We start from the raw sequence: 20919 nt of genomic DNA on the forward strand, positions 1-20919 counted from the left end.
TCGGCTTCATCAAATTCAAGCCACGGTCGTGCCCATGCTAAATCGCTTCGCACCCCTCGTGCCCCTCGCACTTGTGACCTTGCTGTTCGGCTGCGCGACCACCGGTCCCGTCACCCACCAGCAGGCTCCCGCTCCAGTTGCTGCCCAGGCTGCCGCCAAGCCTTCCACCGCTGCGTCGGTGTTCGAAGAAGAGCTGGCCACCGAGCAGGACCTGGAAGCGTTCTCCTCCAGCACCAAGCCCTACGAACTGCCAGCCCTGGCCGACAACATTCTCGAACGTGGCATGTCCCTGATCGGTACCCGCTACCGTTTCGGCGGCACCTCGGAGAAGTCCGGCTTCGACTGCAGCGGCTTCATCGGCTACCTGTTCCGCGAAGAGGCCGGCATGAACCTGCCGCGTTCCACCCGCGAAATGATCAACGTGAAAGCCCCGCTGGTTGCGCGCAACAAGCTCAAGCCAGGCGACCTGCTGTTCTTCAGCACCAATGGTCGCGGCCGCGTCAGCCACGCCGGCATCTATCTGGGCGACGATCAGTTCATCCACTCCAGCAGCCGCCGCAGCGGTGGCGTGCGCATCGACAATCTCGGTGACCGCTACTGGAGCAAGACCTTCATCGAAGCCAAGCGCGCGCTGGCCATGGCACCGACTACCCTGTCGCGTAACTGAGTCTGCGCGTGATGTCCCGCACGGCGGCGTAGCTGAAAAGCTCGCCGCCGTGCGTGTTTACAGAAAACGTCTAATCTAAATTCTCACCTATTTCCGACTTGGGGTCGGGCGGCTTCAGACAGGATGTTCTGACTATGTCGATACTCGCGCGCGTTGCTGTACTTTCCCTGGCGGCCCTGCTGGGTGCCTGCTCCAGCCATGCCCCGCAGAAACCTCAGGTGGTCGAACCGAAGGTGATGGCGCCCCAGGTGTATTTCTCGCCAGTGGCCGAGGATGTGCTGTTCCGGGCTCTGGGCCTGGTGGGCACGCCTTACCGCTGGGGCGGCAATACCCCGGACTCGGGGTTCGATTGCAGCGGGCTGATTGGCTACGTGTACCGGGACGCGGCGGGTATCGCCCTGCCGCGCTCAACCCGCGAGATGATCGGCATTCGTGCCCCGGACATCGACAAGGGTGCGTTGCAGTCGGGCGACCTGGTGTTCTTCGCCACCAATGGCGGCACTCAGGTGAGCCATGCCGGTATCTACGTGGGCGAGGGGCGTTTCGTGCATGCACCGTCAACGGGCGGTACGGTGCGCCTGGACTACCTGTCCAACAGCTACTGGCAGAAGACCTACCTCAACGCCAAGCGCGTGCTGCAGCCGCCGCACCTGGCGCGCAATCCCTGACAGCGTGGCCTGCAAAGCCGGCTCCAGCAGGAGCCGACCTTGCCGACGAACACGTCAGCGCAGTGCTACTGCGCCTTGCTCACCCGCCAGATCACATTGCCCACGTCATCGGCCACCAGCAACCCGCCACGCTGATCGTTCACCACGCCGACCGGGCGCCCCATGGCCTTGCCGTCCTCGTCGAGAAACCCGGTCAGCAGATCAATGGGCTTGCCCGACGGTTTGCCCGCCGTGCTGAACGGCACGAAGATCACCTTGTAGCCACTGTGCGGCTTGCGGTTCCATGAGCCGTGCTGGCCGATGAACGCGCCCTGGTCGAACGGCGCCGGCAAGGCGTTCGGCACGGTAAACGCCAGCCCCAGCGAGGCGGTGTGCGGCCCCACCGCATAGTCCGGCGCTATCGCGCTGGCCACCAGCTTTGCATCCTGCGGCTGTACGCGCTCATCCACATGCTGCCCGTAATAGCTGTAGGGCCAGCCATAGAAGGCGCCGTCCTTCACCGACGTGATGTAGTCCGGCACCAGGTCGCTGCCGATCTCGTCACGTTCGTTCACCGCCGTCCACAGCTGCTGGCTATGGGGTTCCCAGGCCAGGCCGTTGGGGTTGCGCAGGCCGGTGGCGAACAGGCGCTGGCTGCCGGTGGCCGGGTCGACCTCCCAGATCGCGGCGCGGCCTTTCTCCTGCTCCATGCCGTTCTCGGCCACGTTGCTGTTGGAGCCCACGGTCACGTACAGCTTCTTGCCGTCGGGGCTGGCGATCACGTTCTTGGTCCAGTGGTGGTTGAGCGTGCCGCCCGGCAGGTCGACCACCTTGGTGCCGCTGCCCTGCAGGCGGGTGGCGCCTGGCTCGTAGGTGAAGCGCAACAGCCGATCGGTGTCGGCCACATAGAAGTCGTTGCCCACCAGGGCCATGCCGAACGGCGAGTTCAGCCCCTCGATGAAGGTGGTGCGGGTGTCGGCCACGCCGTCCTTGTCGCTGTCACGCAGCAGGGTGATGCGGTTGGGGCTGGGCACTCCGGCGCCGGCGCGGCCCATCACCTTGCCCATCACCCAGCCCTTGATGCCCTTGCCGTCATCGGGCTTGGGCGGCGCGTTGGTCTCGGCCACCAGCACGTCGCCGTTGGGCAGCACGTACAGCCAGCGCGGGTGGTCGAGCTTGTCGGCGAAGGCCACCACCTGGGTGCCTGCCGCAGCCTTGGGTTTGCCGCCCTCTGGCCAGCCGATGGCCGGCGCGATGTTTACCGTGGGGATGAAGGTCTTGTTCGGTTCGGGCAGGCGCGGCGACGGGCCGGTGCCATCGGTGACGTCCAGGCGGGCGTTCTCGCCGCAGGCCACCAGCCCGGTGGTGAGTGCCAGCAGTACAGCAATGCGCATGTTGCCCATGATCGGTGTCCCTCGCGAAGTTGGCCGTGTCCAGTAAGGTAGAGGCGGGCACGTCGGCGAGGTTCCCTCGACAGGGGCTCAGGCCTGCTTGAGCAGCAGCGCGATGCCGGGGTGGTAGCGGCCCACGTCGTCGTGCAGTTTGCGGTAGCCATAGGGGAACACCCAGGCGATGGCGCATGCATTGTGCTTTTGCAGGTCGTCGACCAGGTCCTGAAGCTCTTCGGGGCTGGCGTGTTGCCCGGCCTTGTACGGGCTGACGAACAGCGCGGCGACCTTGAGCTGGCTGGCATAGCCCACCAGGCGAGCCTGGGCGACGCTCTCCTGCAGGGCATCGGTGAGGTCGAGCTTGCCGACCCGTGGCCAGCGCTGGGTGGCTTGCAGGTAGGCGGTCTCTTCCTTGCTGGCGATCACCAGGTCGCAGTGCGCCGCACGCTCGCCTTCGTCGCGCTGCTTCTTGGTCTGCGCACCCTGCAAGGTCACCAGCTCCGCCTGCCAGGCGGCCGCGCTCAGCACGCCAAGGTTGCTTTGCACGCCTTGCCAGTAGGGGGCGTCGCTGTCGCCCAGGGTCTGGTTGTAGCGCTCCAGGCACTCGGCCCAACGTTCCAGGGCGGGGCGCAGGAACTCCAGACGCGGGTTGTTGATGATCAGACCTTGCATGCCGTGCTCCATTGTTATTGTGGATCGGAGAGGTGCGGATAATGGCTATGTGATATCACTGCAGTGAGTGTGACACAAGATGACATAAATGCCATTGATCCAGACCGCTTCGCAGCGCCTTTGATTGACGCTCATGGCCCAACCCTCTAACCTTCGCGACTTGTTTCAGGTGCTCTGCGGCCAAGGTGCCGGCAGGGTGAAACAGGGAAGCCGGTGGGCACGTGCAACGTGCGATTCCGGCGCTGCCCCCGCAACGGTAAATGAGTCGGGATCGCGCAGGGCCACTGGGTGCAACAGCCCGGGAAGGCGCGCGATCCGGGTCGATCAGACCCGCCCATGAGCCCGGAGACCGGCCTGTCACAGATCAACGGCATCACGGAGGGTGATGCGCGGTTCTCCCGGCCAGTGGCAGGGCCTGCGCGTTTTCCGTGTGCCATCGCCAACCTGCTGTCGCGCCGACTCGATCCCCCCGGTCCCTGTGCGCGCCAGTTGCCCACGGAGCCTCCGATGACCGACACCACCGATCGCGACGAACGCCATCTGGCGCGCATGCTGCGCAAAAAAGCGGTAATCGACGAACGCATTGCCAACTCGCCCAATGAATGCGGCCTGCTGCTGGTACTCAGCGGCAACGGCAAGGGCAAGAGCAGCTCGGCCTTCGGCATGCTGGCGCGGGCCCTGGGCCACGGCATGCAATGCGGCGTGGTGCAGTTCATCAAGGGCCGCAACAGCACCGGCGAGGAGCTGTTCTTCCGCCGCTTCCCCGAACAGGTGCGCTACCACGTGATGGGCGAGGGCTTTACCTGGGAAACCCAGGACCGCCAGCGCGACATCGCCGCCGCCGAGGCTGCCTGGGCGGTTTCGCGCCAGTTGCTGCAGAACCCGGCCATCGGTTTTGTAGTGCTCGATGAGCTCAACATCGCCCTCAAGCACGGCTACCTCGACCTCGACCAGGTGCTCGGCGACCTGCAGGCACGCCCACCGATGCAGCATGTGATCGTCACCGGCCGCGGCGCCAAGCCCGAGATGATCGAGCTGGCCGACACCGTGACCGAGATGGGCATGGTCAAGCATGCCTTCCAGGCCGGCATCCGTGCCCAGAAGGGCGTGGAACTATGAGGCAAACCCGTCATTGCCCGGCGGTGCTGATCGCGGCACCTGCATCTGGCCAGGGCAAGACCACGGTGACGGCCGCATTGGCGCGCCTGCACCGTAACCAGGGGCGCAAGGTCCGGGTGTTCAAGTGTGGCCCGGACTTTCTCGACCCGATGATTCTGGAGCGCGCCAGTGGCGCACCGGTGTACCAGCTGGACCTGTGGATGGTCGGCGCCGAGGAAAGCCGGCGCCTGCTGTGGGAAGCCGCCGCCGACGCCGACCTGATCCTGATCGAAGGGGTGATGGGGCTGTTCGACGGTACGCCGTCCAGCGCCGACCTGGCGCGGCATTTCGGCGTGCCGGTGCTGGCGGTGATCGACGGCACGGCCATGGCCCAGACCTTCGGCGCGCTGGCCCTGGGCCTGGCGCGCTACCAGCCCGACCTGCCGTTTGCCGGCGTGCTGGCCAACCGGGTGGGCTCGCTGCGTCACGCGCAACTGCTCGAAGGCAGCCTGACCGAAGGCCTGCGCTGGTACGGCGGGCTGTCGCGGGAAACCGGCATCGAACTGCCCAGCCGTCACCTGGGCCTGGTGCAGGCCAGCGAACTGACCGACCTGGACCTGCGCCTGGACGCCGCCGCCAACGCCCTGGGCGACAGCTGCGAGTCGGCCCTGCCGCCGGCGGTGGCCTTCGATGCGCCGCAGCCGCGCAGCATCGAGCCACTGCTGGCCGGCGTGCGGATCGGCGTGGCGCGCGACGAAGCCTTCGCATTCACCTATGGCGCCAGCCTGGACCTGTTGCGCGAGATGGGCGCACAGCTGAGCTTCTTCTCGCCGATCCACGACCGCCTGCTGCCAGACTGCGACAGCCTGTACCTGCCCGGCGGCTACCCTGAGCTGCACCACCATGCGCTGGCCGCCAACACGCCGATGCTGGCGGCGATCCGGGCCCATCACCAGGCCGGCAAGCCCTTGCTGGCCGAATGCGGCGGCATGCTCTACCTGCTCGATGCACTGACCGATGTGGCCGGCGAACGGGCCGAACTGGCCGGCCTGCTGCCGGGCGAGGCGGTGATGCAGAAGCGCCTGGCGGCCCTGGCCCTGCAAGCGGTAGAGCTGCCCGAGGGCACCCTGCGCGGGCATACCTATCACCATTCGCTGACCAGCACCGCGCTCGAACCCATCGCCCGCGGGCAAAGCCCCAACGGCGGGCGCGGCGCCGAGGCGGTGTACCGTTGCGGCCGGCTGACGGCCTCGTATGTGCATTTCTACTTCCCGTCCAACCCGTCTGCGCTGGCGGCGCTGCTGGCACCATGAGCGACCAGGCCTTCAACGACGCCGAGCGCGCGGCGGTCTACCGCGCCATCGGCGAACGTCGCGACATGCGCCATTTCAGCGGCGGCGAGGTGGCCCCCGAGCTGCTGGCACGCCTGCTGCAGGCGGCGCACCAGGCCCCGAGCGTGGGTCTGATGCAGCCCTGGCGTTTCATCCGCATCACCCGTCGTGAGCTGCGCCAGCAGATCCAGGCGTTGGTGGAGCAGGAGCGGGTGCGCACCGCCGAGGCACTGGGGCAGCGTTCTGACGATTTCATGCGGCTCAAGGTCGAGGGCATCAACGATTGCGCCGAGGTGCTGGTGGCGGCGCTGATGGACGGGCGCGAGGCGCACATCTTCGGCCGTCGCACCTTGCCGGAAATGGACCTGGCCTCGCTGTCGTGCGCCATCCAGAACCTGTGGCTGGCGGCCCGTGCCGAGGGCCTGGGCATGGGCTGGGTGTCGCTGTTCGAACCGCAGGCACTGGCCGACCTGCTGGGCATGCCGGCCGGTGCCAAACCGCTGGCGGTACTGTGCCTGGGCCCGGTCGAGGCGTTCTACGAGGTGCCCATGCTGGTGCTCGAAGGCTGGGCCCGCGAGCGGCCATTGAGCGAGATGCTCTACGAAAACCATTGGGGAGAGCGTTGATGAGTGTGGCCTTGCTGAGTGTGGCCGGGGTGGCGCTGGATGCCTTGCTGGGCGAGCCCCGGCGCGCACACCCGCTGGTCGCGTTCGGCCGTTATGCCGGACGCCTGGAACAACGCTTCAATGCCGGCGGTCGTGGCTGGCGCAGCCATGGCGTTACCGCGTGGTTTCTGGCGGTGGTGCCCCTGACTTTGCTGGTCACTGTGCTGTCGTGGCTGCCCTACATCGGCTGGCTAGTTGAGATACTGGCGCTGTACTGCGCGCTGGGCATGCGCAGCCTTGGCGAGCATGTACGGCCCGTGGCCGAGGCGCTGCGTGGCGGCGACCTGGACGAAGCGCGCCGCCGCGTGGGCTACCTGGTCAGCCGTGAAACCGGCGAACTGGATGACACCGCCGTGGCGCGTGCCGCCACCGAATCGGTGCTGGAGAACGGTAGCGATGCAGTGTTCGCCGCCCTGTTCTGGTTCGTGGTGGCGGGGGCGCCAGGTGTGGTGCTGTATCGCCTGAGCAATACCCTGGATGCCATGTGGGGCTATCGCAACGAGCGCTTCGAGCGCTTTGGCTGGGCCGCAGCGCGCATCGACGATTTGCTCAACTATGTTCCGGCGCGGCTGGTGGCCCTGACCTACGCGGTGCTGGGCAGGACGCGCCTGGCACTGAGCTGCTGGCGCCGTCAGGCGCCGTTGTGGGACAGCCCCAACGCCGGCCCGGTGATGGCAGCTGGCGCCGGTGCGCTGGGTGTCGAGCTGGGCGGCGCGGCGGTGTACCACGGCGAGCTGCACCAGCGCCCGCAACTGGGCGAAGGCCCGCCGGCCGATGCTGACGCCATCGAGCGTGGTTGGCAACTGGTGTGCAAGGGCGTGTGGTTGTGGTTGCTGCTGTTGTGCGTGGGGGCGCAATTCTATGCTTGAACACGGTGGTCGTTTGCAACGGGCGGTGCTGGAGTACGGCATCGCAGTGCAGGACTGGGTCGACCTGTCCAGCGGCATTGCGCCGTGGCCCTTCGCGATCCCCGAGATCCCGTTGCGCGCCTGGGCACGCCTGCCCGAAACCGACGATGGCCTGGAGCAGGCGGCCCGCGAGTACTACGGCGTGCCGCAACTGCTGCCGGTGGCCGGGTCCCAGGCCGCCATCCAGGCCCTGCCGCGCTTGCGTCGCAGTGGCAAGGTCGGTGTGCTGTCGCCGTGCTACGCCGAACATGCCGAGGGCTGGCGGCGCGCCGGGCACCGCGTGCGTGAAGTCGGCGAGGCCGAGGTGGAGTTCTTTCTCGACAGCGTCGATGTGCTGGTGGTGGTCAACCCCAACAACCCCACCGGGCGTCTGTTGAGCGCCGAGCGCCTGCTGGGCTGGCACGCCCGCCTGGCCCAGCGCGGTGGCTGGCTGGTGGTGGATGAAGCGTTCATGGACAACACCCCGCAACACAGCATCGCCGCCGAAACCTGGCGCAACGGGCTGATCGTGCTGCGCTCGTTCGGCAAGTTCTTCGGCCTGGCCGGTGTACGCCTGGGCTTCGTGCTGGCCGAACGTCAACTGCTGCAGCTGCTGGCCGAACAACTGGGGCCCTGGTCGATCGCCGGGCCCACGCGGGTGCTGGGCCAGGCCTGCCTGCTCGACCATGGCGCCCAGCAGCGCCAGATCACCCGCTGCGCCGAGGCCAGCACACGCCTGGCGCAGGTACTCGATGCTGCCGGTTTCACGCCGGCCGGCGGCTGCGACCTGTTCCAGTACCTGGAGCTTGCCCACGCCGCGCAGTTGCACCAGTTCATGGCGCGGCGCGGCATCCTGCTGCGCCTGTTCGAACACCTGGGCAGCCTGCGTTTCGGCCTGCCGGCCACCGACACCGATTGGCAGCGCCTGGTCCAGGCGCTGGACGACTACCGCAAGGAACACCCATGACCACCCTGATGGTGCAAGGCACCACCTCCGATGCCGGCAAGAGCACCCTGGTGACCGCGCTGTGCCGCTGGCTGGCGCGCCAGGGCGTGGGTGTCGTGCCGTTCAAGCCGCAGAACATGGCGCTCAACAGTGCGGTGACGGCCGACGGCGGCGAAATCGGCCGCGCCCAGGCGGTGCAGGCCCAGGCCGCCGGGCTGGCGCCGCACACCGACATGAACCCGGTACTGCTCAAGCCCAACAGCGAGACCGGAGCCCAGGTGATCGTGCATGGCCGCGCGGTCACCAGCATGAACGCGGTGGCCTATCACGACTACAAGGCCATCGCCATGCAGGCGGTACTGGCCTCGCACCAGCGCCTGAGCGACGCCTACCCGGTGGTGATGGTGGAGGGCGCGGGCTCGCCGGCCGAAATCAATCTGCGGGCCGGGGACATCGCCAACATGGGGTTTGCCGAGGCGGTCGACTGCCCGGTGATCCTGATTGCCGATATCAACCGCGGCGGGGTGTTCGCACACCTGGTCGGCACCCTGGAGCTGCTGTCGCCCAGCGAGCAGGCGCGGGTCAAGGGCTTCGTGATCAACCGCTTTCGTGGCGACATCGCCCTTCTGCAGCCCGGCCTGGACTGGCTCGAGGCGCGTACCGGCAAGCCGGTGCTGGGCGTGCTGCCGTATGTGCTGGACCTGCATCTGGAGGCCGAGGATGGCCTGGACCGACGCCAGGGCCAGAAAGCCGCGCAGGTGCTCAAGGTGATCGTGCCGGTGCTGCCGCGCATCAGCAACCATACCGACTTCGATCCGCTGCGCCTGCATCCGCAGGTGGATCTGCAGTTCATCGGGCCGGGCGACGCGATACCGCCGGCCGACCTGATCATCCTGCCGGGCTCCAAGAGCGTGCGCAGCGACCTGGCACACCTGCGCGAGCGCGGCTGGGAGGAGGCGATAACCCGCCACCTGCGCTACGGCGGCAAACTGCTGGGCATCTGTGGTGGCCTGCAGATGCTCGGGACCCACGTGCATGACCCACTGGGCCTTGAAGGCGCCGCCGGCAGCAGCGCGGGCCTGGGCTGGCTGGACTACAGCACGCAGCTGGAGGCCGAGAAGCAGCTGCGCAATGTCAGCGGCACGCTGAACCTGGAGCAGGCGCCCGTCAGTGGCTACGAGATCCATGCCGGGGTCACCTGCGGGCCGGCGCTGGCGCAGCCCGCCGTACAGTTGGCCGACGGTCGCAGCGATGGCGCGGTCAGCGCCGATGGGCAGATCCTGGCCACCTACCTGCACGGCCTGTTCGAGTCGCCGCATTCGTGCACGGCGCTGCTGCGCTGGGCTGGCCTGAACGATGTGCAGCAGGTGGACTACCATGCTCTGCGTGAACTGGACATCGAACGCCTGGCCGACCTGGTGGACACGCACCTGGACGGCGCCCGGCTTCGTCAACTCTGCGGGCTGGACTGACATGCTCAAGCTGATTCTTGGCGGCGCCCGATCGGGCAAGAGCCGCCTGGCCGAACAATACGCCGTCGACAGCGCGCTGGCGGTGACCTATATCGCCACCAGCGAGCCGCTGGACGGTGAAATGAATGCCCGCGTGCAACTGCACCGTGCGCGTCGCCCTGCCGAGTGGGCGCTGATCGAGGAGCCGCTGGCGCTGGCGCGGGTGCTGCGCGAAACCGCCGCGCCCGAGCGTTGCCTGCTGGTGGACTGCCTGACCCTGTGGCTGACCAACCTGCTGATGCTCGAAGACCCCGAGCGCCTGGCCGCCGAGCGCGATGCACTGCTGGACTGCCTGGCGCAGTTGCCGGGTGAAATCATCCTGGTCAGCAACGAGACCGGCCTGGGCGTGGTGCCCATGGGCGAGCTGACCCGTCGTTACGTCGATGAAGCCGGCTGGCTGCATCAGGCCATTGCCGAACGTTGCCAGCACGTGGTGCTGACCGTTGCCGGCCTGCCGCTTACGCTCAAGGGAGCCTGAACATGAGTCAAAACTGGTGGCAGAACGCGTGTCAGCCGATCAACCTGGCTGTGCGCGAACAGGCGCTGGAGCGCCAGCGCGAGCTGACCAAACCAGCCGGCTCACTGGGCCGGCTGGAGCAGGTTGCGGTGGAGCTGGCGGGCTTGCAGGGCAAGCTCAAGCCTGGCGTGCGGCAGGTATGGATCGCGATTTTCGCGGGCGATCACGGCGTGGTGGCCGAGGGGGTTTCGGCCTATCCGCAGGTGGTCACGCGGCAGATGCTGCAGAACTTCGTCGGCGGCGGCGCAGCCATCAGCGTGCTGGCCCGCCAGTTGGGTGCGCAGCTGGAGGTGGTCGACCTGGGGACGGTCGACCTGACCCTGGAACTTGCCGGTGTACGCCATCTGCGCATCGGGGCGGGCACCGCCAACTTCGCCCAGGTGCCGGCAATGACCGCCGAGCAGGGGCGCCTGGCGCTGCAGGCCGGGCGCGAGAGCGCCTTGCGTGCGCGTGACGCCGGGGCGCAACTGTTCATCGGCGGCGAAATGGGCATCGGCAACACGGCCTCTGCCAGTGCGGTGGCCAGTGCATTGCTCAAATGCACCCCTGGCGAGCTGACCGGCCCCGGCACTGGCCTGAATGCTGCCGGTGTCGAACACAAGACCCGCGTGATCGAACGCGCGCTGCTCACCCACGCGGCGCTGGCCGACGACCCATTGGAGCAGCTGTTGTGCTTTGGCGGCTTCGAGATTGCCGCGCTGGTGGGGGCGTACTTGGCGTGCGCGCAGCAAGGCATCGTGGTGCTGGTGGACGGTTTTATCTGCACCGTGGCGGCGCTGGTTGCAACGCGCATCAACCCCGGTTGCCGGGCCTGGCTGCTGTTCGGTCATCGCGGCGCCGAGCCCGGGCACCAGCGGGTGCTCGAAGCGTTGCAGGCGCAACCGCTGCTGGAGCTGGGCCTGCGCCTGGGCGAGGGCAGCGGGGCGGCGCTGGCGGTACCGCTGCTGCGCATGGCCTGCGACCTGCACGGGCAGATGGCGACCTTCGCCGAGGCGGCGGTGGCGGACCGCGATACATGATCGTCGACCTGCTGCGTCATGGTGAAACCGAACTGGGCGGTGGGCTGCGCGGCAGCCTGGACGACGCGCTGACCGAACTTGGCTGGGCGCAGATGCGTGCGGCTGTGGTCGAGGGCGGGCCGTGGACGCGGATCATCAGCTCGCCGCTGCAGCGCTGCGCGCGATTCGCCGAAGAACTTGCCGATCAGGTGGGCGTGCCCATGCAACTGGAGACCGGCCTGCAGGAGCTGCACTTCGGCGACTGGGAGGGGCGCAGCACCGCCGACCTCATGCTTACCGACGAACAGGGCCTGGGGCTGTTCTGGGCCGACCCTTATGCCTTCACGCCGCCGGGTGGCGAGCCGGTCACGGCGTTTGCCGAGCGGGTGCTGGCGGCCATGGCGCGGGCGTATCAGGCCCACGCCGGCGAGCGCGTGCTGCTGGTGACCCACGGCGGCGTGATGCGCCTGCTGCTGGCCCGTGCCCGCGGCCTGCCGCGCGAGCAGCTGCTGCAGGTGGTGGTCGGGCACGGCGCGGTGCACCGTCTGCATTGCGCGGCCGACGGTCGTTTCGCGGAAATCGCCTGATGCAGGCGTTCTGGATTGCCCTGCAGTTTCTCAGCAGCCTGCCGGTGCGCCTGGCGGGCATGCCCGCGCCCGAGCAGATGGGGCGCTCCCTGCTGTGCTACCCGCTGGTGGGGCTGTTGTTCGGCGGGGTGTTGTGGGCCGCCAGCACGCTGCTGGCGGGCAGCCCGCCGATGCTGCAGGCGGCCCTGCTGCTGTGCATCTGGGTGTGGTTGAGCGGTGCGTTGCACCTGGATGGCCTGGCCGACAGCGCCGATGCCTGGCTGGGCGGGTTCGGCGATCGCGAACGCACCCTGACGATCATGAAGGACCCGCGCAGCGGGCCGATTGCGGTGGTGACGCTGGTACTGGTGCTGCTGCTCAAGTTCTGCGCGTTGCTCGCGCTGGTCGACAGCGGGCAGGCGGTGGGCCTGCTACTGGCACCGGTACTGGGGCGGGCGGCGATGCTGGGGTTGTTCCTGTGCACGCCGTATGTGCGCGCAGGCGGCCTGGGACAGGCGCTGGCCGAGCATCTGCCGCGTGGCGAAGCCAAAGCCGTGTTGCTGGCGACCGGTTTGGGGTGCCTGGTGCTGGCGGGATGGAACGGTATCCTGGCCGTGGGCGTGGCGCTGCTGGTGTTCGCGCTGCTGCGCCAGGTGATGCTCAAGCGCCTGGGGGGCACCACCGGGGATACAGCAGGGGCGTTGCTGGAGCTGCTGGAGCTGGCGGTGGTGGTAAGCCTGGCACTCTGAAGGGGCTGTCAGGAGCTCTTCGCTGCGGTCATGAATCCGTAGTGTTTTGCAACTGAATGCAGCACGTGGTCAGCCTTCGCAAGCGCTAGCCTTACGTCCCTCTGTCTTTGCGGGGTGCCCCGATGCGCAACCAACTGCTGGCCTGCCTTATCGCCTGTTCGTCCCTGCCGGCCCACGCCGCCGACCTGATCGACTTCTGGAACACGCCGCGCCATGGCGGCAACAGCTTCAACCGCCTGCCGCCCGACCAGGCCTATTTCGAGGCGCTGCACGGCTACGGGGCGAGCTGGGTGCGGTTGTCCTATGACAAGTGGCAAGCGGCGCAGCGTGATTTTCTGCTCGGTAATGCCGATACCTACCAAGGGCTGCCGGCCGCCGACCTTGCCACGCTCAAGGCCACCCTGGACCGCGCGCACGCCGCAGGCCTCAAGGTCGTTATCACGCCCCTCTCACTGCCCGGCATGCGCTGGGCACAGAACAACGCCGGCCAGTTCGATGACCGGCTCTGGCAGGACAAGGCCTACTGGGCCCAGGCCGCCGACTTCTGGCGTGACCTGGCGCGGGCGCTCAAGGACCATCCGGCGGTGGCGGCCTACAACCTGATCAACGAACCGGCGCCCGAGAAACTCGGCGGCCTGGCCGAGCACGCCAGCGCCGAGCAGATGCGCGCCTGGTACCGACAGCGGCAGGGCAGCACCCGCGACCTGCCGGCGCTGTATCGCCAGTTGGTGGCGGCGATACGCGAAGTCGATCCACTCACCCCGGTCATGCTCGATGCCGGCTGGTACGCCGCGGCCGATGCCTTCGAGTACTGGCCTGGCGCGCTCGACGACCAGCGCCTGCTCTACAGCTTTCACATGTACGAACCCTACGCGGCCACCAGCGCGCCCAACCTGGAGCGCGCCACGCCCTATGCCTACCCTGGGCCCGCGCCCTTTGGCGGCAGCGTTGCGCAATGGAACAAGGCCCGGGTGCAGCAGTATCTGCAGCGCCCGCTGGACTGGGCCGGCAGGCACGCGGTGCCGGCCAATCGCCTGGTGGCCGGCGAGTTCGGCTGCATGCGCCGCTGGGCAGGCTGTACCACCTATCTGGAGGATGTACTGGGCACCCTAGATCGCCAGCAGGTGCACTGGGCCTTCTACAGCTTTCGCGAAGACAGCTGGGACGGGATGGACTACGAGCTGGGCAGCGCCAAAGTGCCGTGGGCTTATTGGCAGGCGATCGAAAAGGGCCTGCCGGACCCGCTCAAGCGCACGCCCTCCAGCCTGTTGGAACCGATTCGAAAACGCCTTGCCCTCAATGGCGCACCCCACTGAACGCTTGCATCCTGATAACTACGGGTATATACACGCATCTATGTTGAAGAGCCATTGCATCTGTACTCATCTGCGCCGGGCCGCCCGTGGGGTCAGCCGGCACTATGACGAAGCCCTTGTGGGCTTCGGCATCAATGTCGCCCAGTTTTCCCTGCTGCGGCATCTGCAGCGCCTCGATCAGCCCAGCATCTCGGTGCTGGCCGAGTCCATGGGCCTGGATCGCAGCACGCTGGGTCGCAACGTGCGGGTGCTGGAAGCCGACGGCCTGGTGGCGTTGGCCGAAGGTGTCGACTTGCGCAACCGCATCGTACTGCTGACGGAGAAGGGCCTGGCGCGCCTGGTGGCCGCCACGCCTGCCTGGGAGCAGGCCCAGGATGCCCTGGTGAGCAACCTTGGCGAAGGGCAGCGCGATGAACTGGTGCGCCTGTTGGAACAGTTGGCTTGAGCGTATTACACCAATAAGCGGGTATATACCCGTGTAACCTTGCGGCGGTCTGGGAGAACAAGAATGACATCGGTATGGCGCACGAGCGGTTGGGTGCTGTTGGGGGCGGCGCTGATCCTGGCATTGTCGCTGGGGGTGCGGCATGGCTTCGGCCTGTTCCTGGCGCCGATGAGCGCCGAATTCGGCTGGGGGCGCGAAGTGTTCGCCTTCGCCATCGCCTTGCAGAACCTGATCTGGGGCCTGGCCCAGCCGTTTGCCGGTGCCCTGGCCGATCGCCTGGGCGCGGCCAAGGTGGTGATCATCGGCGGCATTCTCTACGCCGTGGGGCTGGTGATGATGGGCATGGCGGACTCGGCGTGGTCACTGTCGCTCAGTGCCGGGCTGCTGATCGGCATCGGCCTGTCGGGCACCTCGTTCTCGGTGATCCTGGGTGTGGTAGGGCGTGCCGTGCCGGCAGACAAGCGCAGCATGGCCATGGGCATCGCCAGCGCCGCAGGCTCCTTCGGCCAGTTCGCGATGCTGCCGGGCACCCTGGGCCTGATCGGCTGGCTGGGCTGGTCGGCGGCATTGCTGGTGCTGGGCCTGCTGGTGGCCTTCATCGTGCCGCTGGTGGGCATGCTGCGCGATAACCCGCTGCCCAGCCAGGGGCACGAACAGACCCTGATGCAGGCGCTGCGCGAAGCCTGTTCGCACTCGGGCTTCTGGTTGCTGGCGCTGGGCTTTTTCGTGTGCGGTTTCCAGGTGGTGTTCATCGGCGTGCACCTGCCGGCCTACCTGGTCGACCAGCACCTGCCGGCCACCATCGGCACCACGGTGCTGGCACTGGTCGGTCTGTTCAATATCGTCGGCACCTACACCGCCGGCTGGCTGGGCGGGCGCATGTCCAAGCCGCGTCTGTTGACCACCCTGTACCTGCTGCGGGCGGTGGTGATCGTGCTGTTCCTGTGGGCGCCGGTGACCCAGTTCAGCGCCTACCTGTTCGGTATCGCCATGGGCCTGCTGTGGCTGTCGACGGTGCCGCTGACCAACGGCACCGTCGCCACCCTGTTCGGGGTGCGCAACCTGTCCATGCTGGGCGGCATCGTCTTTCTGTTCCATCAGTTGGGCGCATTCCTGGGCGGCTGGCTGGGCGGTGTGGTGTACGACCGTACCGGCAACTATGATCTGGTGTGGCAGATCTCGATCCTGCTCAGCCTGCTGGCTGCCGCGCTCAACTGGCCGGTGCGCGAGCGCCCGGTGGCGCGGCTGCAGGCGCGGCCGGAGGCGGCATGACCGCGCGCCTGGTAGCGTTGGTGCTGGCTGGCCTGGTGCTGGCGCTGGTGTGGTGGGGCTGGCACCAGGGCGGTCTGGCGCTGATGCAGTTGGGCATGGGCGTGTGCTAGGCGTAAGCTGAACCCCTGCACTCAGGCAAGGGAGACGCACCATGTACGCACGCTGGCTGTTGGTACCGCTATTGATCCTGGCCGGTTCGGGGGCCGTGCTGGCCGCCGACTGCCCGGCCTTGCTGCAGGGCGAGTTGCCCAAGCTGCGCGCCAAGGAACAGGTGAACCTGTGCGAGCGCTTCGCCGGCAAGCCGCTGGTGGTGATCAACACCGCCAGCTATTGCGGCTTCGCGCCGCAATTCGAAGGGCTCGAGAGCACCTACAAGGCTTATCACGGGCAGGGCCTGGAAATGCTCGGGGTGCCGTCCAACGACTTCAAGCAGGAAGACGCCGACAGCGAGAAGACCGCCAAGGTGTGCTATGCCAACTACGGCGTGACCTTCACCATGACCGAGCCACAGAAGGTGCGCGGCGACGACGCCACGCCGCTGTTTCGCGAGCTGGCCAGGCAGAGCAATGCGCCCAGGTGGAATTTCTACAAGTATGTGGTCGATCGTCAGGGCAAGGTGGTGGCCAGCTTCTCCAGCCTGACCAAGCCGGACGATCCAGCGTTCAGGGCTGCCATCGAGAAGGCCATCGCCTCGCAGCCCTGAGGCGGGCTCAGGCCTTGCCCGGGTGGACGGTCCAGGCCACCAGCTTGAGCACGATCGGCCGTACCACCAGCACGCAGGCGAAGGCCACCGGCATGGCCAGCTGGTAGGCCTTGAGCACATTGGCCAGGTAATGCTCGCCGACCCCGCTGTTGGCGGCAGTGATCACGAAGCACATCAGCAGCGCCATGATCGATGACATGTAGAACGCGAATACGTAGGGGGTGGCGCGTACGCCGAGTTTCAGGCGTGGGCGAGGGCGGGTCTGGCTGGTCATGCAGGCTCCTGAAGGTAGGGGAGGCGCCAGACTAGCAGGCTGCCAGGGTACGAGGTAGACGACGCCAGCTTAGGTCTTTATAAAGAGAACCTTACGAATCCTGGAGTTTGGCCGTGAACCTGTTGGGCTCGATACGCAGTTTCATCAAGGTGGTCGAGGCTGGCAGCATCGCCGGTGGGGCCCGCACCCTGGGCTTGAGCGCCGCCGCAGTGAGCCAGAACATCGCGCGCCTGGAAGCCCATCTGCAAGTGCGCCTGCTGGCCCGCACCACCCGCAGCATGGCGTTGACGCCCAATGGTCGCGCCTATTACGACAAGGTCAGGCATGTGGAGCGTGATCTGGAGCTGGCGCAGCTGGCCGTCACGTCCGATGACGGCGAACCCCAGGGCCGGTTGTGCATCTCCTCTTCTTCGGCCTTCGCGCGCTATGTGCTGGCGCCCCTGATGCCGGCATTCAACCTGCGCTATCCGCAGCTTTCAATTGAATTGCTTACGAGCGACCGGCGTGTGGACCACGCGCGCGAGTCGATTGACGTGAGCGTGCGCATCACCCCCCAGCTGGAAGACGGCCTGCTGGCGCGGCACGTTGCCCAGATCCCGTTCATCTGTTGCGCAGCGCCTGCCTACCTGGAGCGTGCCGGCCGGCCCGGCACCCCGGAAGCCTTGAAGGGGCATCGCTGCCTGGTGTTCCGTTACCCGGTGGACGGCCGTTTTCTGCGGTGGGGCTTTGTGCGTGACGGCCTGCGTTTCGATGCCGAGTTCGGGGATGTGTCGATCAGCGATGACATCGACGTGCTGGCACAGATGGCGGTGATGGGGGGTGGGATCGTGCGCCTGGCCGAGTTCGTGGCGCGGCCTTACCTGGAGAACGGGCAACTGGTGCCGCTGTTCGAATATGCCCAACCCCACCAGGCCTATGCACAGACCTCGCCCATGGACATCTACCTGTGCGTGGCCGACCGCTCGGCGCTGACGCCCAAGGTGCGGGCCTTCATGGCGTATGTGGAGGACTGCCTGGCGCAGGCCTGGCGCGTGCGCGCGCGGGCATAAAAAAACCGCCTTTGGAAGGCGGTTTTTTCATGCAACAGCGATCAGAAGCGGTAGGTCAGCGAAGCACCCAGGCCGTGTGCACTGTTTTCGTACTTGGCGTTGTACGAGCCCTTGAACGAAGGGTCGGTGATGGCGGTGCTCTGGTGAATCTTGACGTCTTCTTCCATCAGGTACGAGTAGGCCACGTCGATGGTCATGTCGTCGCTCGGGTTCCAGCCTGCCCCCAGGCTGAACACCTTGCGGTCGCCGGTTGGGATGCGTGGCGAACGGTTCTGGTTGTTGGCTGGCGACTGGTCGACGGAGAAGCCGGCGCGCAGGGTCCATTCCTTGTTCAGCTTGTAGGCAGCGCCGATGGCGTGGGCCCAGGTGTCGTGCCAGTTCTGTTCTTCGGCGATCTGGCCCAGTGCCGGTGCCAGTGGCCCGGTGCCTTCGTTGTTGACCACGATGGACTCCAGGCGGCTCCAGCGTGTCCAGGTGCTGCCCGCGTACAGGGTCCAGTTGTCATCCAGTTCGTGGGTGACCGAGAAGTCGACCGACTCGGGGGTCTTGATCTTCAGCGAGGCGTCGAACTTGCTGCCGCTGAACGGGCCGAAGCCCGGGCCGCTGATCTTGGTGTCGCCCTTGAGCTTGTAGTCGACCATCGAGTGGTAGGTCAGGCCGACGCGGGTTCTGTCGGTGGCCTGCACCATCACGCCGATGTTGTAGCCGACGGCGGTGTCGTCACCGGTGATCTTGACCTTGCCGTCGTTGCTGCCTGGGGTGGCGCGGTTCAGCGCGGCGGACTCCAGGGTGCCGTCGATACGGTTGATGGTCGGGCCGAAACCGATCGAGACCTTGTCGTTGAAGGCGTAGCTGATGGTCGGTTGCAGGGTCACGACCTGAACTTCGCTCTTGCTGCCGAAGTAGCGGCCGGCAAAGCCGTGCTCGTAGTCGGTGATCAGGCCGAAAGGCACGTAGACCCCGAAGCCGAATGCCCAGTGGTCATCGATCGGCTTGACGTAGTAGCCCATCGGTACGCCAACCACGGGGACCATGTCGCCGTCGTTGCTGCCACCGAAGGTGCCGCTGCCCTTGATGTCGGACTTGGCAATGATGGCCGCGCCGCCGACGGTCACTTGTTCGCGTTTGAGGCGGGACATGCCGGCAGGGTTGCCAAACACGGTGCTGGCGTCATCGGCAGAAGAAGAACGACCCGCGAAACCTGTGCCCATGCCACTGATGCTTTGCTCGTTGAGGGCAAAACCGCTGGCGAAGAGTTGAGTTGATGCGAAAGCGACAGCGAGGCCGAGTGAGGATTTGAGTATTACTTTTTTCATTATTAGAACTCCATGGGATCACCGGAGCGCAAAGTATCAATAATTTTGGACGTGCGCTATAGGCTCTAAATCAGGAGATACCGCGTTTTTGTAGGACAATCCGACCAGATTCGCTGATTTTATCCGGTTGTTTGAAAATGGTTCTCAGCAGGCCTGGAGTGCCGGTTTGCCGACGCATGCCTGCCAGGCCTGGGTGAAGTCGCGTAAACGGGCGTGGGGCTGGAATGTTTGACGCCAGATTCTTGCGAGACCTAGCAGGTCGTCGGATTCTGGTAGCGGCAGCGCCTTTTCTTCGACCAGCATCCAGGCGATGGCGGTGGCGTAGCGCAGGTTGACGGTCAGTTCCAGGTGCGGGCCGCTGAGGAACGCGTGCTGGCTGGCGAGGCCGCGGACCAGGCTGGCCAGTTCGGGGTCGTGGGCCAGGAACTGGTCCCAGATCGATTGGTGGCGCAGTTCGCCGATGCGGTACAGGCCGTGGCCACGACGGTCGTGCAGGGCCGAACCCATGCCCGACTGGCTGGCTGCAATGCCCAGCAGCAGGGCTTCGGCGCTGGGGCAGTAGCGGCCCAGGTACAACAGGGTGGGGCGGATGACGAATTCACTCAACTCGCTCGCGGCGATAGCCATAATGCCCTCGAACTTCGTAAATGGCCGGCGGGACGCTGGTGCTTGGCAGCGGGTGGGTCGGGGTCAGGCCCGCCGGAAGCGGGCAAGGCCGCTTGAGTTGAAGTGTAGTGTCATATCTATGCTGTAAAGGACTGTTTTTAAATCGATTGTGGTGGCTTGGCATAACCCATATGACGCTTGGGTATTAGGCCGTGGGGGTTAAAGCGCTTTCGGTGGTTGGGGTTTGGCCAATGAATCCGGGCCTTGCAGAGGGCAGGTCGAGCGCGGCGGTCACTGAATTTCAGGCATAAAAAAGCCCCGCCAATCGGCAGGGCTTCTTGCGTCTCAGACGACCATCAGGCAACCAGTGCCTGGCGAGTCCGGTCAATCACCGCTTGCAGCGGCTCAGCACTCTCGTACTGCTCCGGATACAGACGCTCGCTGTGACGAGCAATGCCGTGTTCATTGACCAGGGTAAAGCTGAAGCTGCCCTTGCGCGCCGCATGGATCATGCAGTTCAACGGGGCAAATGCCTGGCTAAGGGTGCGAATGGCAGCCTGAGTATGGATGGATGTATTCATAGTTATTAGATGTTCCTGCAAAAGACACAGCATAAGAGCCGTGTTCATATAAAACGTTCCAGTAACGCAAAGCTTTAGGGCTAGAGCGAAGAACCTGACTGGAACAGGGCAGCCAGAGGTAAGCGCATTGATTAGGTGGCGCCAGGGCTGACTGGTAGGTACTAGGAAGACAGGCAACACGTCAGGGCTAAGGTTCTGCGCCGCTGTGTGAAGATCCTGTTCAATCTGCAGGGTGACTCGCCAAGAGTAGGTAATGGTTACCTGGGAGTCATCAAGTGGGCCGGTCCTGGTTTCAACAGGTGCTGTTCCGTTGTCGGATCAGGACGCTGCAAGGACTGCTTTGGCCAGAATTGAGTTTCAGCTTGGTACTAACGCTGGCAACACTACAGCAGTTTCCAGGTTGTGGCAACCCTTTGTGCTTTTCGTGCGCCAAGCCGGCCATTATCTCGATTTCAGGCTGTTCTGTGAAGAGGGCCCCAGGAGGCACCACCGCGCGTGCGGAGCATTTTCGTGCAATCCCGTGCCTCGCTTTGGGGCACCTGTCCACACCTGTAACACCTCTTGTCAATGTGGCGCTACACCGCGGCAGGGCCCTGGCGATGACCAGTTCGAAAGTACAAGTCAATGAAAAAAAACACTTTTTTTAGCTGGTGAAAAAATCGTCAGTTTGAGCGCGGGCCCCATTCTACCGGGGTTTGCGGGGTGTAGGAGGGGG

Annotated in this window: 23 protein-coding genes and 1 riboswitch; of the genes, 17 read left to right on the forward strand and 6 right to left on the reverse strand. The window is 65.9% G+C overall.

Annotation, left to right across the window (positions count from 1 at the left end; all coding sequences use genetic code 11):
• The first annotated feature begins 34 nt into the window (after nt 1-34).
• Nucleotides 35-667, forward strand: coding sequence for a C40 family peptidase (locus ACPRTJ_RS16990; RefSeq protein WP_043862545.1), 633 nt, complete (start codon nt 35-37; stop codon nt 665-667).
• Nucleotides 668-801: 134 nt separating this feature from the next.
• Nucleotides 802-1335: a C40 family peptidase gene (locus tag ACPRTJ_RS16995; protein WP_043862544.1), complete on the forward strand. Its 534-nt coding sequence runs from the start codon at nt 802-804 to the stop codon at nt 1333-1335.
• A 65-nt stretch (nt 1336-1400) separates the two neighbouring features.
• Here ACPRTJ_RS16995 and ACPRTJ_RS17000 read toward each other — a convergent pair whose 3' ends face one another.
• A complete protein-coding gene (locus tag ACPRTJ_RS17000) occupies nt 1401-2717 on the reverse strand; it encodes a PQQ-dependent sugar dehydrogenase (protein ID WP_426427135.1) in 1317 nt (438 codons plus the stop codon).
• 78 nt (nt 2718-2795) lie between these two features.
• A complete protein-coding gene (locus tag ACPRTJ_RS17005; protein ID WP_058541005.1) occupies nt 2796-3374 on the reverse strand; it encodes a hypothetical protein in 579 nt (192 codons plus the stop codon).
• A gap of 150 nt (nt 3375-3524) precedes the next feature.
• Nucleotides 3525-3746: riboswitch (cobalamin riboswitch) on the forward strand.
• A gap of 135 nt (nt 3747-3881) precedes the next feature.
• On the opposite strand from ACPRTJ_RS17005, the gene cobO reads away from it, so the two are divergent.
• From cobO to ACPRTJ_RS17075, 14 genes are all read left to right on the forward strand, one after another.
• Entirely contained in the window at nt 3882-4493 is a 612-nt protein-coding gene (gene cobO, locus ACPRTJ_RS17010; protein WP_043862541.1) for a cob(I)yrinic acid a,c-diamide adenosyltransferase, read from the forward strand.
• Entirely contained in the window at nt 4490-5785 is a 1296-nt protein-coding gene (locus ACPRTJ_RS17015; RefSeq protein ID WP_043862540.1) for a cobyrinate a,c-diamide synthase, read from the forward strand. The genes cobO and ACPRTJ_RS17015 overlap by 4 nt, the downstream gene beginning before the upstream one ends.
• Complete coding sequence (gene bluB / locus ACPRTJ_RS17020) at nt 5782-6429, forward strand: 5,6-dimethylbenzimidazole synthase (RefSeq protein ID WP_286900380.1); 648 nt, start codon at nt 5782-5784, stop codon at nt 6427-6429. The genes ACPRTJ_RS17015 and bluB overlap by 4 nt, the downstream gene beginning before the upstream one ends.
• The gene (gene cbiB, locus ACPRTJ_RS17025; protein WP_426427136.1) at nt 6429-7337 is read left to right on the forward strand and encodes an adenosylcobinamide-phosphate synthase CbiB; all 909 of its coding nucleotides are present in this window, start codon (nt 6429-6431) and stop codon (nt 7335-7337) included. The genes bluB and cbiB overlap by 1 nt, the downstream gene beginning before the upstream one ends.
• Complete coding sequence (gene cobD / locus ACPRTJ_RS17030; RefSeq protein ID WP_426427137.1) at nt 7330-8322, forward strand: threonine-phosphate decarboxylase CobD; 993 nt, start codon at nt 7330-7332, stop codon at nt 8320-8322. The genes cbiB and cobD overlap by 8 nt, the downstream gene beginning before the upstream one ends.
• Nucleotides 8319-9773, forward strand: a complete 1455-nt coding sequence (locus tag ACPRTJ_RS17035) for a cobyric acid synthase (protein WP_078479796.1) — start codon at nt 8319-8321, stop codon at nt 9771-9773. The genes cobD and ACPRTJ_RS17035 overlap by 4 nt, the downstream gene beginning before the upstream one ends.
• 1 nt (nt 9774) lies before the next feature.
• Complete coding sequence (gene cobU / locus ACPRTJ_RS17040) at nt 9775-10290, forward strand: bifunctional adenosylcobinamide kinase/adenosylcobinamide-phosphate guanylyltransferase (RefSeq protein ID WP_054914690.1); 516 nt, start codon at nt 9775-9777, stop codon at nt 10288-10290.
• 2 nt (nt 10291-10292) lie between these two features.
• A complete protein-coding gene (gene cobT / locus ACPRTJ_RS17045; RefSeq protein WP_088514024.1) occupies nt 10293-11348 on the forward strand; it encodes a nicotinate-nucleotide--dimethylbenzimidazole phosphoribosyltransferase in 1056 nt (351 codons plus the stop codon).
• Nucleotides 11345-11914 carry an alpha-ribazole phosphatase family protein gene (cobC, locus tag ACPRTJ_RS17050; RefSeq protein ID WP_116052136.1) on the forward strand — a complete coding sequence of 190 codons (570 nt, stop codon included), beginning with the start codon at nt 11345-11347 and terminating at the stop codon, nt 11912-11914. The genes cobT and cobC overlap by 4 nt, the downstream gene beginning before the upstream one ends.
• On the forward strand, nt 11914-12642 hold the full coding sequence (locus ACPRTJ_RS17055) for an adenosylcobinamide-GDP ribazoletransferase (RefSeq protein WP_078479793.1): 729 nt from the start codon (nt 11914-11916) through the stop codon (nt 12640-12642). The genes cobC and ACPRTJ_RS17055 overlap by 1 nt, the downstream gene beginning before the upstream one ends.
• Nucleotides 12643-12764: 122 nt before the next feature.
• A complete protein-coding gene (locus ACPRTJ_RS17060) occupies nt 12765-13958 on the forward strand; it encodes a cellulase family glycosylhydrolase (RefSeq protein WP_116052135.1) in 1194 nt (397 codons plus the stop codon).
• A 40-nt stretch (nt 13959-13998) separates the two neighbouring features.
• A complete protein-coding gene (locus tag ACPRTJ_RS17065; RefSeq protein WP_043862530.1) occupies nt 13999-14403 on the forward strand; it encodes a MarR family winged helix-turn-helix transcriptional regulator in 405 nt (134 codons plus the stop codon).
• 63 nt (nt 14404-14466) lie between these two features.
• Nucleotides 14467-15675 carry an MFS transporter gene (locus ACPRTJ_RS17070; protein WP_043862529.1) on the forward strand — a complete coding sequence of 403 codons (1209 nt, stop codon included), beginning with the start codon at nt 14467-14469 and terminating at the stop codon, nt 15673-15675.
• Between the two features lie 151 nt (nt 15676-15826).
• Complete coding sequence (locus ACPRTJ_RS17075) at nt 15827-16378, forward strand: glutathione peroxidase (RefSeq protein WP_043862528.1); 552 nt, start codon at nt 15827-15829, stop codon at nt 16376-16378.
• Between the two features lie 7 nt (nt 16379-16385).
• On the opposite strand, the gene ACPRTJ_RS17080 is transcribed toward ACPRTJ_RS17075, so the two are convergent.
• On the reverse strand, nt 16386-16652 hold the full coding sequence (locus ACPRTJ_RS17080; RefSeq protein WP_043862527.1) for a DUF2798 domain-containing protein: 267 nt from the start codon (nt 16650-16652) through the stop codon (nt 16386-16388).
• A gap of 113 nt (nt 16653-16765) precedes the next feature.
• On the opposite strand from ACPRTJ_RS17080, the gene ACPRTJ_RS17085 reads away from it, so the two are divergent.
• On the forward strand, nt 16766-17701 hold the full coding sequence (locus tag ACPRTJ_RS17085; RefSeq protein WP_043862526.1) for a LysR family transcriptional regulator: 936 nt from the start codon (nt 16766-16768) through the stop codon (nt 17699-17701).
• 41 nt (nt 17702-17742) lie between these two features.
• On the opposite strand, the gene ACPRTJ_RS17090 is transcribed toward ACPRTJ_RS17085, so the two are convergent.
• The 3 genes from ACPRTJ_RS17090 to ACPRTJ_RS17100 all read right to left on the reverse strand — a co-directional run bounded on the left by ACPRTJ_RS17090 (nt 17743) and on the right by ACPRTJ_RS17100 (nt 20204).
• Nucleotides 17743-19017 carry an OmpP1/FadL family transporter gene (locus ACPRTJ_RS17090; RefSeq protein WP_043862525.1) on the reverse strand — a complete coding sequence of 425 codons (1275 nt, stop codon included), beginning with the start codon at nt 19015-19017 and terminating at the stop codon, nt 17743-17745.
• A 144-nt stretch (nt 19018-19161) separates the two neighbouring features.
• Nucleotides 19162-19644 (reverse strand): hypothetical protein, encoded by a 483-nt coding sequence (locus ACPRTJ_RS17095; RefSeq protein WP_054914682.1) that lies wholly within the window; start codon nt 19642-19644, stop codon nt 19162-19164.
• 335 nt (nt 19645-19979) lie between these two features.
• Entirely contained in the window at nt 19980-20204 is a 225-nt protein-coding gene (locus tag ACPRTJ_RS17100; protein WP_043862639.1) for a hypothetical protein, read from the reverse strand.
• Nucleotides 20205-20919 lie beyond the last annotated feature (715 nt).

The organism is Pseudomonas palmensis, assembly GCF_049942755.1.
Classification (GTDB): Bacteria; Pseudomonadota; Gammaproteobacteria; order Pseudomonadales; family Pseudomonadaceae; genus Aquipseudomonas; species Aquipseudomonas palmensis.